A 13,095-nucleotide genomic window follows, 5' to 3' on the forward strand; every position below is an offset into this window, starting at 1 on the left:
GACTTCTTTGGTCACATCTATCGTAACATAGGTTAAATCTTTGGAACAAAGCCGAAAAAACACGATATTTAAGGATGAGTACGAATAAGACTTTGTTAGAAAAACTCACCTTGTGGTTTCCATTCTTTTCTTGCTAAATCCTCTCGATAAGAGCTTAACTCACTGTTTTAATTGATTAAAATCATCCATCGTATTTTGTACAAGGGTAACAGCCTGGCTCATGGCACCGCCTCCACCAAAGGCTGCAGTTACACCAATCGCTTCAAGAATCTCTTGTTCGGTTGCGCCTTGGTCCAAGCATCCTTTCACATGGTAGATGATGCAATATTCATCCTGAGAATACAGGCTAATTCCCAGAGCAATTAGTTGCTTTTGTTTTTGAGTTAAGACTCCCTCTTTGAAGCATGCTTCTGTGAATGCATTAAAATGGCTAGCGATATCTGGCATTTTTTGAGTAAACGCACCAAGACCTTGTTTATAATCATGTAGAGCTTCTTCACTCGGATTTCTTGCAATAAATCCTTGATCCATTTGTCCCACTCCAGTCTTTAAGTTATGTAGTATCACATATGTTAGTATCCTTGAATTGAAACAAATTATTACACAAAAAAACAGATGCCCCTATAAGAGACACCTGTTTTTTCTATTATTCAGATACTGGTACTACAGCACCTTCGTATTTTTCAAGGATAAAGTCTTGGATTTCTTGTGAGTGTAGTACTTCGACTAAAGCTTTGATTGCTTCAGAGTTTTCGTCACCTTTACGAACCGCGATTACGTTCACGTACGGAGACTCTTTGTCTTCGATTGCAATTGAATCTTCAATTGGGTTTAGACCTGCATCGATCGCATAGTTCGAGTTGATAAGTACTGCATCACCTTCATCATTGTTAAAGATTTGTGGTAATAATGATGCTTCGTACTCTGTGTCAAAGTGAAGATTTTTAGGATTTTCTGCGATATCTTCAACTGTTGCTTCTACGTTATTAACGCCTTCTTTAAGAGTGATTAATCCCTCTTTTTCAAGCATAGTTAAAATACGACCGTGGTCTGCAACGGAGCTGCTCATGATGATATGTGCTCCTTCTGGAAGCTCTTCTAAGCTCTTGTACTTTTTAGAGTACACACCCATTGGTTCGATATGGATTCCACCCGCATTAGCAAAATCATAACCATGTTCAGCCATTTGAGACTCAAGGTAAGGAATATGTTGGAAATAGTTTGCATCAAGATCACCAGACTCTAACGCTTGGTTAGGTAGGATATAATCTTGGAATGTTTCAATCTTTAATTCAATTCCTTTTTCCGCTAAAAGTGACTTTGCTTCTTCTAAAATTTCCGCATGTGGTACGTTAGAAGCTCCAACTACTAACTCAGTAGTTTCTGCTGCTTCTTCGCCTTCACCAGCGTTAGACTCATCTTCTTTTGCTGTACCGCAAGCTGCAAGAACTAAAGCAACTGCTAATGATAAAAATAAGCTTAAAAATTTCTTCATTTTTGTCTCTCTCCTATCTTTTGTCTAGTTTTGATGTTATAGAATCTCCAATAAATTGGATAATAAACACAATAATTAAAATGATGACTGTTGCTACCAAGGTGACGTCGCTACGACTTCTTTGGAACCCTTCCAAATACGCAAGGTTACCTAAACCACCCGCACCAATCACACCAGCCATTGCTGTATAACTCACCAAAGCAATAGCCGTAACCGTAATACCAGATACTAAAGCTGGCAGTGATTCAGGAATAAGCACCTTAAAGATAATCGTGCTTGTTTTAGCTCCCATGGATTTAGCCGCTTCAATAACTCCTTTATCAATCTCACGCAATCCGATTTCCACCATTCTCGCGTAAAACGGAGCCGCACCTATAATTAATGCCGGTAAAGCTGCATTTTCACCAATCATCGTATCTAGTATAAGCTTTGTAAAAGGGATAAGAAGAACGATCAATATAATAAAGGGAATCGAGCGGAAGACGTTCACTACAGAACTGATCACTTTATTTACAATTGCATTTTCCCAAATATTACCCTTAGCTGTTAAAAATAATAAAAGTCCTAAAATTAATCCAAGAACAAATGTAATAACAACTGATATAGCTGTCATATAAAGAGTTTCATTCGTTGCCTCAATCATTTTTTCCCAGTTTACGTTTGGTAAAAGTGTCTCAAGCATTCGAAATCACCTCCACTCCAACCTGTTGTGACTCGATATACGCAATGGCCTTTGAAAGCTCTTCTTTTTCCCCATCTAAGTGGATGAAAAGCGTTCCGTAAGATCCATTTTGTGTTTGTGATATTTTCCCTTGCAGGATATTAACAGTCACATGGTAATGACGAATAAGATTGGTAATCAGCGGTTGCTCTGCTGCTTCTCCAACAAAGCCTAATTGAACAACCGTACCGTGCGGGTAAAGTTCTAATAAATGTTCAATCGTTTCCTTCGTTTCTTCAGGCTCTGTTACCTGCTGAACAAATCGTTTCGTAATTTCTTCCTTAGGGTTCTTAAATACATCAAGAACAGGACCGAGTTCAACGACCTTTCCACCTTCCATCACAGCTACACGATGACAAATCTTTCGGATTACGTGCATTTCATGTGTGATAAGGACAATGGTTAATCCTAAACGCTTATTAATATCAACTAATAGCTCTAGAATCGAATCGGTTGTTTGCGGATCAAGTGCAGATGTTGCCTCATCACAAAGAAGAACCTTTGGATTATTAGCAAGTGCTCTTGCAATTCCTACTCTTTGTTTTTGCCCTCCACTCAATTGAGATGGGTAAGCGTCTTCTCTTCCTTCTAATCCAACTAAACGAATAAGCTCGTCCACTCTTTTCATTCTTTGAGCTTTAGGAACTCCTGCAATTTCAAGTGGAAATGCAATATTTTCTCTAACGGTACGAGACCATAACAGATTAAAATGTTGGAAAATCATGCTTATTTCCTGTCTAGCTTTTCGAAGGCTACTACCTTTAATTTTCGATACTTCATTATTTGCTACGATAACAGATCCCACCGTAGGAATTTCTAACCCGTTGAGCATACGAATAAGCGTACTTTTTCCTGCTCCACTATAACCGATTACCCCAAAGATCTCTCCTTCAGTAATTTCTAGGTTTACATTATCAACAGCCGTTACTTTTCCTTGTCTTGAAGAATAAATCTTTTTCACATCTTTTATCGAGATCAAAGGTTTCTCCTCCTTCCATTTCCGATTATTCTGATAAAACTACATGGTATCATGCATCAAGAAAGCTTCATTATAACTTAGGTTCTATCATCCGCACCATTCCTATTCGAATGAGAGCTTTCTATATGAACAAAAAAAACCTTCCTGCATGAGCAGAAAGGCAGAAACAGTCACCTTTCTCTCATCTATCAAAGCAATACGCTTTGTGTGAATTGGCACCATTTCAATAATTTGACGGTTGCCGGGCTTCATAGGGCACATCCCTCCACCTCTCTTGATAAGAGCTTATCAATCTATATGAACTTTTACGTTGTAGTCTTAATCACGAGTGATATCGTATCATGGATAAATTGGAGTGTCAACGATAAAATTCGACAAAAATCTTATTGATTACACATTGCTTGTAAGTGAGGTTTTCCCTGTTGCCAATGTAATCGCTTGCTCTAAGTCTTCAATTAAATCCTCCACATTTTCAATTCCAATCGATAGACGAATTAAATCCTCTGGAACTCCTGCCGCTTTTAACCGCTCTGTGTCTAGCTGTTGATGAGTAGTGCTTGCAGGATGAATAACTAAGCTTTTTGCATCGCCAACATTAGCAACATGTGCCCAAAGCTTTAGACTATTTATAAACGTTGCTCCTGACGCACGGCCTCCGTCAATTCCAAAGACAACGATAGAACCTGCTCCTTTAGGTAAGTATTTCTTCGCAAGCTCAAAGTCTGGATGCTTTTGATTTCCGGGATACATCACCCAATTAACACCTGGATGCGCCTCTAAATACTCTACTACCTTTTCAGTATTTGCCACGTGCTCCTTCATTCTCACGTGCAAAGTTTCTAGACCAAGTGTGAATTGAAAGGCATTTTGAGGGCTTAATGCTGGACCTAAATCACGAAGCAATTGCACTCTAGCTTTTACAATATAAGCTGCAGCACCAATTGCCTCACTATATACAATATCATGATAACTTGCATCAGGAGTTGTAAAACCAGGGAATTTAGACGAATTCCAATCAAACTTTCCGCCATCCACGATGATACCACCAAGAGTAGTCCCATTCCCTAATAACCACTTGGTTGCCGAATGAATGACAATATCTGCACCATGTTCGATTGGTCGGCATAAATAAGGAGTCGCAAAGGTATTATCGATTACAAGCGGAATACCTGCATCATGTGCAATCTTTGTAACCTTTTCGATATCCAAAATACGCAAACTTGGGTTTCCGATGGTCTCGGCAAATACCGCCTTTGTTTTATCTGTAATAGCTTGTTTAAAGTTCTCTGGATTAGTTGAATCCACAAACTTCACTTGAATCCCATATTTAGGGAGAGTTACTGCAAATAAATTATATGTACCACCATATAAATTTGAAGCCGCAACAATTTCATCTCCTGCTTCTGCCAAGTTGAGTATGGCCAGTGTAATTGCTGCCATTCCACTCGAAACGGCAAGCGCTCCGACTCCACCTTCTAATAGGGCCACTCTTTCTTCGAATACCGTAGTCGTTGGATTATGAATACGTGTATAAATATATCCAGGCTCAGCAAGTGCAAACAGATTAGCCGCATGCTCTGTGTCTTTAAATTGATAAGCATTATTTTGATAAATTGGTACCGCTCTAGCTCCTGTAACAGGATCTGGGCTTAATCCACCATGTACACCAAGCGTTTCTAACCGATACTTCTTCTGTTCTGACATTCCATTCCCTCCCATAAAACTTCAAATATTATTTACATACTTATATGGTTTTACTAGATAGAATAAGGTTTCTAAGTAAAGAGCTGTTCTAAAGGTTGCCTGTAAGGTAATTACATTTGATACGGTTGCTTGCCTTAGCTTGATCTCCCCACTGAGTAAGGAGATGATATGTTCCTTCTGTCCTTGGAGATATGCGTCAATATGATGATGATTTTCTTCGATTAACAGTTCAACGTTCCCTTTGTTTATATGGATAAAGAAGGTATCATCTTCGGATTGAATACAAATAACGACTGATGCCTTTCTTAAAAAAGGCAGTAAATGGCTTCGGCTATTCCATTCATTCACTGTTTTTTGTAAATGAAAAAGCAACGGTCTTCCCCCTCTCAACATCTAACTATATATATATTCCACTTGGAGAGAATCCTTACCTTTAATATTTCTTCGACAAATTTTCGAACATTTGTCAGGGGTACCTAACAAGCTTTATATCGAATGCTGTAATTAGAGTTCATTTCCCGAGAAATATGTCACTTTTTAAAATGAAGTTACTTTTGCTGTCGAAGGGATTCGGAAATCGACAAATAAAAAAAATCAGACAAAAAACGTCTGATTCCTATAAGGACTTTAAGCTTTCATATAAAAATGGTACCGATTGAAAAGCATAAATTTTCTTAACTAATTTGTTTTTCCTTATAACAAGTAAACAGGGAACAGACTCGATCGAATATTGCTCAGCTAATGCTGGCACAAAATTCAGATCAGCCTTTAACCAGTTATATTGTGGTAAAAGCTGTTCAACGACTGAGAGCATTTTTCCTGCTACCTGGCATGTACCACATAACGGTGTGTACAAGTAGAGAAAATTTGTTTCCTCCGCCGAGAAGAGTATTTCCCTGTTATTTTCAAGCAATTCTTGCATGTTGTTACTCCTTCTTACACTTTGTCTAAAAATTGCGTAAAGACATCGATGTTTGCCCCAAGCAGTACAGTAGCTAAATGATGTTCTGGTGCGGTAGCTACCTCCCTGTAGGTTCGATCGATGTATAAATGATCTGCTTCAGGAAACTCGCGTTTAAAAAGTCTTCGAAGCTTTTCTCCAGCTTCATCAGCATCAACAAGAATATAGACATCCTTTCCAAACAATTCATCAATGATTTCATCAAGCTTCGAAAGAGATATCGTTCCATTCGTACAAATAATGTCTACAGGCTCCTTAATAACCTTTTGCACCTTCTTTTTGTCTGACGTACCTTCTACAATAATTACTTTTTCAGGTCTCACTTCAGTCATATGCATCACCTGTGAACATGTTGTATTTTCTTTACTTTATTCATTATTCTCGAAAGAGGTGTACAATTCCTCTAACTATTTACGATTATAAAAAAATAAACAGCGGAAAGAAACCCGCTGTCCATGGATTAACACCATCCACCTTCATCACAATCTGTATATCTTGGTTCGTCACGAGATGGAGTGGATACCAGCTGAAAAATCTTCTCTCCAGCACTTTCAAAATGATGTTCAAGCTGAATATCACTTCCACTCGGTAAAGGGACCTTTCCGATTTGTTCATTTTCTAGATAAAGCACGATTTCACCATTTTGAAGCTTTCCGACAACACGGTCTGTAATATCTAATTTTCCTTGCTGCAAAGTCATGTTGTTAGCCATCCCTTTCTTTTCTGTTATACGTGTAGCATGCCCATGTTTGCTAGAAAAAAAAGAAACAAATAAAAGACACCTAGAAAGGTGCCTCATGTTTTAGTCTTCGTTAATCATTTCTTCATACTGCTCAGCTGTCATTAAGTTATCCACTTCACTAGCGTCAGATGGCTCAACAACAATCATCCAAGCTTTTTCATATGGTGACTCATTTACGAACTCTGGGCTGTCGTTTAAATCTTCATTTACCTCTACTACTTTTCCACTTACTGGAGCATAAAGTTCAGAAACCGTTTTAACAGATTCAACGCTACCGAATGGCTCATCAGCTGTTACAGTGTCACCTACTTCTGGAAGTTCAACAAAAACGATGTCACCAAGCTCCGATTGAGCGAAATGTGTAATACCGATACGAACGGTATTTCCTTCTGTTTTTACCCATTCATGTTCTTCAGAATAACGTAGATCCTTTGGTGTACTCACGATAAAACCCCTCCATAATATGTATTAATTGTTAGTTACTTTGTAAGCCATACTTTTTCATAGTCTGCTTCCTTAAAGCCAAGCGTTACTTTCTCTCCATCTGTTAACAGTGGGCGCTTGATTAACATCCCGTCCGAGGCAAGAAGCTCAAGAAGCTCGTCCTCTGAAGAAGTTGCTATTTTATCTTTCACACCAAGCTCACGATATTTTTGTCCGCTCGTGTTGAAGAATTTTTTCAATTCAAGTCCACTTGCCTTATAGTAGGATTCAAGTTCCGCTTTTGAAGGAGGCTGCTCTACGATATGTACCTCTTGATACTCAAGATTGTGAGAATCCAGCCATTTTTTCGCGTTTCGACAGGTTCCACATTTCGGATACCAATAGAAGGTCAATGCCATGTTACCACCATCCTTTTACACTTTCAATTGCATATTAACATAATTAGGTACAAATTCATAACTTTGACTACAAATTTTTTGGCGAATTTACTCGTTTGCAAATAAATCCCCCCTTCAAATAGATGAAGGGGGGATTCGCTCTAGTTATAGGACAAATTTTTCAGCTTCGATTAGTTTTTCTGAAGCTTCACGCTTTTTCGCAATGACGTTGATTGGTGTGTGTCTTGTAAATTTGCGAAGGGCAGAGATCATCATGCGCAATGCGTCACCTGTTTCTGTTGCGACAAGTGTTTCTTTTGCGTGCTGCTCGATTTCGTTGAATGCTTCCTGACAGAAGATTTGTGTGTATAAAAGCTTTTGCTTGCTCTTTTCTACCCCGTCCTTAGCGATTGCTTTTTCTGTTCGTAACACGGCTGATTCCATCGCATAAGCATTGGATACGATATCGGCGATGTTCACTAAGATTTCCTGCTCACTCTCTAGTGCTTTTCCAAACTTTTGCGCCGCTAGCCCTGCTGCAAGAAGGCCGATTTTCTTCGCATTTTTCACTAAATACTTCTCTTGAGCAAGTGGCTCATCGCCTGGCTCTTCTGGCATAAGCATCATAAGCTCTTCTTGAAGGGCTTGTGCTTTTTGGAATAAAGGAAGTTCTCCTTTAAATGCTTTTCTTAAATACGTGCCAGGTACTAAAAGGCGATTGATTTCGTTTGTACCTTCAAAAATTCGGTTAATTCGAGAGTCACGGTACACTCGTTCAATTTCATACTCGCTCATAAAGCCGTAACCACCGTGAAGCTGTACCCCTTCATCCGCTACATAATCCAACACTTCCGTGGCGAAGAATTTATTTAGTGAACATTCGATTGCGTATTCAGCAATGGATGCTGCTACCGCTTTCCCATTTTTCACTTCTTCATCCGATAACTTGCTCATGCGCTCTTCAAAAAGTCCGACAGTACGGTAGACAGAGCTTTCAGCCGCAAAGATTTTGGAAGCCATTGTTGCTAGTTTTTCTTTTGTTAAATTGAATTGAGATAGCTTTGTTTTAAATTGTTGGCGCTGATTCGTGTACTTCGTCGTAATTTCAAATGCAGCTTTTGAACCTCCGACGGCTCCCACCCCAAGCTTATAACGACCAATATTTAAAATGTTAAAGGCGATAATATGACCTTTTCCGTACTCTCCTAATAGGTTTTCAACCGGTACTTGAGCATCTTCTAAAATCAACGTACGAGTGGAAGAACTCTTAATTCCCATCTTCTTCTCTTCTGGACCAACAGACACTCCCGAAAACTCTCTTTCAACGATAAAAGCAGAGAAGTGCTCGCCATCGATTTTTGCATAAACAACAAATACATCGGCAAAACCTGCATTTGTAATCCATTGCTTTTCTCCGTTAAGAACATAATGCGTTCCTTCTGCATTTAAAACAGCCGTTGTTCTTGCCCCCAATGCATCTGACCCTGAGCCAGGTTCAGTTAATGCATAGGCAGCCAACTTTTCACCAGTGGCTAGTGTAGGTAAGTATTTTTGCTTTTGGTCTTCGTTTCCGAACAATACGATTGGTAACGATCCGATCCCAACATGTGCACCGTGTGAGATCGAGAAACCACCCGCACGAGACATTTTTTCAGCGATTAGTGCAGAACTGATTTTATCAAGAGCCAGACCGCCATACTCTTCCGGAACATCAGCCCCAAGAAGACCGAGTTCACCCGCTTCTTTTAATAGCTTTACTGAACGATCAAATTCATGGTTTTCAATATGCTCCACTTGTGGGAGAACTTCATTCGTGACGAAATCCTCTGTCATTTTTGCAATCATTTTTTGCTCATCTGTATAATCCTCTGGAGTAAAGACTCGATCATAGGAAACATCTTCAATTAAAAAGCTTCCACCCTTAATTAATTTATCTGTGTGATTAGTCATCTTTTTGCCTCCGTTTTTTATAAAAGTTCGAATACTCCAGCAGCACCCATGCCGCCTCCGATACACATGGTAACAACCCCAAATTGTTGATTGCGTCGCTTCATTTCATGGATAAGAGAAAGGGTTAGCTTCGCACCAGTACAGCCAAGTGGGTGACCTAGTGCAATGGCACCTCCATTTACATTCACCTTTTCCTCATCAATTCCTAACTCACGAATCACTTGAATCGATTGAGAAGCAAAGGCTTCATTTAGTTCAAATAATCCGATATCCGATAGCTCTAAACCGGCAAGCTTTAATGCTTTAGGAATGGCTACAACTGGACCGATTCCCATAATTTCAGGTGGCACGCCTCCAACGGCGAATGATCGGAATTTGACAAGTGGCGTGAGTCCCCCAGCCTCTGCCTTTTCACGATCCATAACCATGACGGCCGCCGCTCCGTCACTTGTTTGTGAGGAATTTCCTGCTGTAACCGTTCCTGTTACGGAAAAGGCCGGACGAAGCTTTGCCAATGTTTCTACCGTTGACTCAGGACGCACTCCCTCGTCTTGGCTAAAAACGAATGGTTTTTCAACTAATTTATTGTCTCTTCCAACCGAGCGTAGAATAACGTCTACTGGAACAATTTCATCAACAAACTTTCCTTCTTGGAGAGCTTTTGCTGCTTTTTGGTGACTTCTTACCGCAAAAGCATCTTGATCTTCACGAGATATTCCAAATTTCCTTGCTACCTCTTCTGCTGTGTGTCCCATCCCCATATAGTATTGTGGTGCTGACTCAGCCAGTTTGGCATTGGGCCTTACCACATGACCCATCATCGGTACTAAGCTCATGGATTCTGCTCCACCAGCAATGATCGTGTCGGCATGACCAATCATGATCTTTTCTGCCGCATAGGCAATTGACTGAAGCCCTGATGAACAATAGCGGTTGATGGTAATGGCAGGCACTGTGTCAGGAAGTCCTGCAAGCGCCCCAATATTTCTTGCCATATTTAACCCTTGCTCTGCTTCCGGCATCGCACAGCCAATAATTAAGTCATCAATATTTCCATCATAATTTCCTGCCCGCTTTAAGGTCTCTTTTACAACCAATGCACCTAGATCATCAGGTCTAACACTGGCAAGCGATCCTTTTTTTGATTTTCCCACTGGAGTTCGTGCTCCAGCAACGATCACCGCTTCTCTCATCACGTTCCCTCGCTTCCTATTTATGCTACAAGTCTATTAACCTATTAATTACGTAATGGTTTTCCTTTTAAAAGCATATGCTGCATTCTTGCTTGCGATTTTGGCTCTGCAATTAAGCTCAAGAAGGCCTCTTTTTCAAGGTCAAGCAAGTATTGCTCATCGACTTCCGTTCCAAATGGCACTTTTCCGCCCGCAATCACATAAGCTAGTTTCTTTGCAATTTTCAAATCGTGCTCTGAAATATATCCAGAGTAATGCATCGTTTGTGCTCCTAAAAGTAAGGTGGCGTAGCCCGTTTCACCGACGACGGGAATCTTCTTTCGGACGGGCGGCTTATACCCTTTGTCATAAAGAGCTAGAACTGCCTGCTTCGCATCATACAGCTGGTGGTCTCCGTTTACACTGACACCATCTGCTTTATTCAAGAAGTTGTTTTCACGCGCTTCCTCTCCCGATGTGGAAACCTTTGCCATTGCAATCGTTTCAAACACTTTATTTGCCACGTTTTGAAGGTCAAATGGAACTCCGTTTGGCATGCTGTTTAAAAACTTCATGTATAGCTCTTTGTTCCCGCCACCTCCAGGGATAAGACCAACCCCAACTTCCACAAGTCCCATATACGTTTCCATTGTCGCTTGAATATGCGCAGCTGGTAGGCAAACCTCTGCTCCACCACCAAGGGTCATCGCAAATGGTGCAGCAACGACTGGCTTTGTGCTGTACTTAATTTTCATCATGGCTTGTTGGAAGTGACGAACGACCATATCAATTTCAAAAATATTATCATCCTGTGCTTCCATAAGAATCATGGCAAGGTTTGCACCGACGCAGAAGTTCTTACCTTGATTCCCAATGACCAAGCCCTTGAAGTTCTTTTCCACTTCTTCAACAGCAAAATTAATCATTTGCACAATATCAAGCCCAATCGCATTACTTTGTGAATGGAATTCTAGAAGGGCTACTCCATCTCCAAGATCAATCAAACTGGCACCACTATTCTTCTTGATAACACCACGCTGTTTTTTGATTTTTTTCAGGTTGATCACCTTTGGGTTTTCTTCTACTAGCTTGTAATCACCATTGGTATAAAAGAAAACATCCCCGTTTTCTTCTTCCTTATAAAAGCTTGTTTGACCATTTGCTAGCATTTCCTTTATCCAGCTTGGAATAACAAGACCGTCTTTCTCCATTTTTGCAATCGATTTTTCTAATCCAAGCGCATCCCATACTTCAAAAGGTCCTTGCTCCCAACCGAAGCCCCATTTCATGGCACGGTCAATCGCGACAATGTCATCGGCAATCGTACCAAGTAGATTCGCAGAATACACAAGTACAGGACTAAAAATATTCCAAAGTAGTTCTCCAGTACGGTCATTCGCATATACAAGCGCTTTCAATTTATTCGCTAAGCCTTTTTCCTGTTTGCTCATTTCAATAGAGGCCGTTTTTAATTTTTTTCGTTCCACGTATTCAAGAGTGACCGGATCTAATTCAAGTATTTCTTTTCCTTTTTTCAGGAAGAATCCTTGACCAGATTTGCTGCCAAGCCAACCTTTTTCAAGCATTTGATTCATAAAGGCAGGAACCTCAAATACTTCTTTCTCTTCACCATCCACTTGGTCATACACGTTTTTTGCAACATGCGCAAATGTATCAAGTCCTACCACATCCAACGTACGGAAGGTTGCACTCTTTGGTCGTCCGATTAGCGGTCCCGTTACAGAATCCACTTCCCCAACGCTGTATCCACCTTTTAACATTTCCCTTACTGTTACTAAGAGACCGTACGTACCAATTCGGTTGGCGATAAAATTTGGCGTGTCCTTAGCCACAACCACACCTTTTCCGAGAATATCTTCCCCGTACTGCTTCATAAAATGAAGTACATCCGGTGAAGTATGTTGAGTTGGAATGATTTCTAAAAGCTTTAAGTATCTAGGAGGATTAAAAAAGTGTGTACCAAGGAAATGCTTTTGAAAGTCTTCAGAGCGGCCTTCTGCCATCGCCTCTACAGAAATACCTGATGTATTTGAGCTTACAAAGCTACCAGGCTTTCGATATTCATCAACCTTCTCGAAAATCTGCTGCTTAATGGCTAGGTTTTCTACTACCACTTCAATGATCCAGTCAACTTCACTTAGTCGTGATAGATCATCTTCAAAATTTCCTGCTTCGATGAGGGCTAAATTATTTTTTGAGGTTAATGGTGCAGGTTTTTGTTTTAACAGCTTTTGAAGAGCTGTTTGGCTAATTCGATTTCTTACCGCTTTATCTTCTAGAGTTAACCCCTTTTTCTTCTCGTCATCAGTTAGCTCGCGCGGAACGATATCTAATAGCAAGGTTGGAATCCCAATATTGGCAAGGTGTGCGGCAATACCAGACCCCATTACCCCCGAGCCTAATACGGCAGCTTTTTTAATTTGTTGGATCAACTTCAGTCTCCCCCTTTAACGTTTTTGAGTGGATTCGTCGTTTTGAATGAATACTCATTCATTTTTGGTTACTTTTATCATATGATATTTAAATATT

At 40.2% G+C, this 13,095-nt stretch carries 14 protein-coding genes and 1 riboswitch; all 14 genes read right to left on the reverse strand.

Annotated elements, in window-relative coordinates:
• Window positions 1-159: 159 nt before the first annotated feature.
• A complete protein-coding gene (locus MKX65_RS20225; protein WP_160546271.1) occupies window positions 160-531 on the reverse strand; it encodes a carboxymuconolactone decarboxylase family protein in 372 nt (123 codons plus the stop codon).
• A 115-nt stretch (window positions 532-646) separates the two neighbouring features.
• Window positions 647-1,495, reverse strand: coding sequence for a MetQ/NlpA family ABC transporter substrate-binding protein (locus MKX65_RS20230; RefSeq protein ID WP_160546272.1), 849 nt, complete (start codon window positions 1,493-1,495; stop codon window positions 647-649).
• A 13-nt stretch (window positions 1,496-1,508) separates the two neighbouring features.
• Window positions 1,509-2,177 carry an ABC transporter permease subunit gene (locus MKX65_RS20235; RefSeq protein ID WP_160546273.1) on the reverse strand — a complete coding sequence of 223 codons (669 nt, stop codon included), beginning with the start codon at window positions 2,175-2,177 and terminating at the stop codon, window positions 1,509-1,511.
• Complete coding sequence (locus MKX65_RS20240; protein ID WP_160546274.1) at window positions 2,170-3,195, reverse strand: methionine ABC transporter ATP-binding protein; 1,026 nt, start codon at window positions 3,193-3,195, stop codon at window positions 2,170-2,172. Before MKX65_RS20240 ends, MKX65_RS20235 begins: the two co-directional genes overlap by 8 nt.
• A 178-nt stretch (window positions 3,196-3,373) precedes the next feature.
• Window positions 3,374-3,479, reverse strand: a riboswitch (SAM riboswitch).
• A 106-nt stretch (window positions 3,480-3,585) separates the two neighbouring features.
• On the reverse strand, window positions 3,586-4,899 hold the full coding sequence (locus tag MKX65_RS20245; RefSeq protein ID WP_160546275.1) for an aminotransferase class I/II-fold pyridoxal phosphate-dependent enzyme: 1,314 nt from the start codon (window positions 4,897-4,899) through the stop codon (window positions 3,586-3,588).
• A 21-nt stretch (window positions 4,900-4,920) separates the two neighbouring features.
• Window positions 4,921-5,271 carry a hypothetical protein gene (locus MKX65_RS20250; RefSeq protein ID WP_160546276.1) on the reverse strand — a complete coding sequence of 117 codons (351 nt, stop codon included), beginning with the start codon at window positions 5,269-5,271 and terminating at the stop codon, window positions 4,921-4,923.
• Window positions 5,272-5,515: 244 nt separating this feature from the next.
• Complete coding sequence (locus MKX65_RS20255) at window positions 5,516-5,821, reverse strand: thioredoxin family protein (protein ID WP_160546277.1); 306 nt, start codon at window positions 5,819-5,821, stop codon at window positions 5,516-5,518.
• A gap of 14 nt (window positions 5,822-5,835) precedes the next feature.
• Window positions 5,836-6,192 (reverse strand): toprim domain-containing protein, encoded by a 357-nt coding sequence (locus MKX65_RS20260; protein ID WP_160546278.1) that lies wholly within the window; start codon window positions 6,190-6,192, stop codon window positions 5,836-5,838.
• A 128-nt stretch (window positions 6,193-6,320) separates the two neighbouring features.
• Entirely contained in the window at window positions 6,321-6,560 is a 240-nt protein-coding gene (locus tag MKX65_RS20265; protein WP_160546279.1) for a YusG family protein, read from the reverse strand.
• Between the two features lie 102 nt (window positions 6,561-6,662).
• Window positions 6,663-7,046 carry a glycine cleavage system protein GcvH gene (gene gcvH, locus MKX65_RS20270; protein WP_340905296.1) on the reverse strand — a complete coding sequence of 128 codons (384 nt, stop codon included), beginning with the start codon at window positions 7,044-7,046 and terminating at the stop codon, window positions 6,663-6,665.
• A 35-nt stretch (window positions 7,047-7,081) separates the two neighbouring features.
• The gene (locus MKX65_RS20275) at window positions 7,082-7,444 is read right to left on the reverse strand and encodes an arsenate reductase family protein (protein WP_160546280.1); all 363 of its coding nucleotides are present in this window, start codon (window positions 7,442-7,444) and stop codon (window positions 7,082-7,084) included.
• A 144-nt stretch (window positions 7,445-7,588) separates the two neighbouring features.
• A complete protein-coding gene (locus MKX65_RS20280) occupies window positions 7,589-9,373 on the reverse strand; it encodes an acyl-CoA dehydrogenase family protein (RefSeq protein ID WP_160546281.1) in 1,785 nt (594 codons plus the stop codon).
• A gap of 17 nt (window positions 9,374-9,390) precedes the next feature.
• Window positions 9,391-10,566 (reverse strand): acetyl-CoA C-acetyltransferase, encoded by a 1,176-nt coding sequence (locus MKX65_RS20285; protein ID WP_160546282.1) that lies wholly within the window; start codon window positions 10,564-10,566, stop codon window positions 9,391-9,393.
• A gap of 44 nt (window positions 10,567-10,610) precedes the next feature.
• The gene (locus tag MKX65_RS20290) at window positions 10,611-12,995 is read right to left on the reverse strand and encodes a 3-hydroxyacyl-CoA dehydrogenase/enoyl-CoA hydratase family protein (protein WP_340906339.1); all 2,385 of its coding nucleotides are present in this window, start codon (window positions 12,993-12,995) and stop codon (window positions 10,611-10,613) included.
• Window positions 12,996-13,095: the final 100 nt, after the last annotated feature.

The organism is Robertmurraya sp. FSL R5-0851, assembly GCF_038002965.1.
Lineage (GTDB): Bacteria > Bacillota > Bacilli > Bacillales > Cytobacillaceae > Robertmurraya_A > Robertmurraya_A beringensis.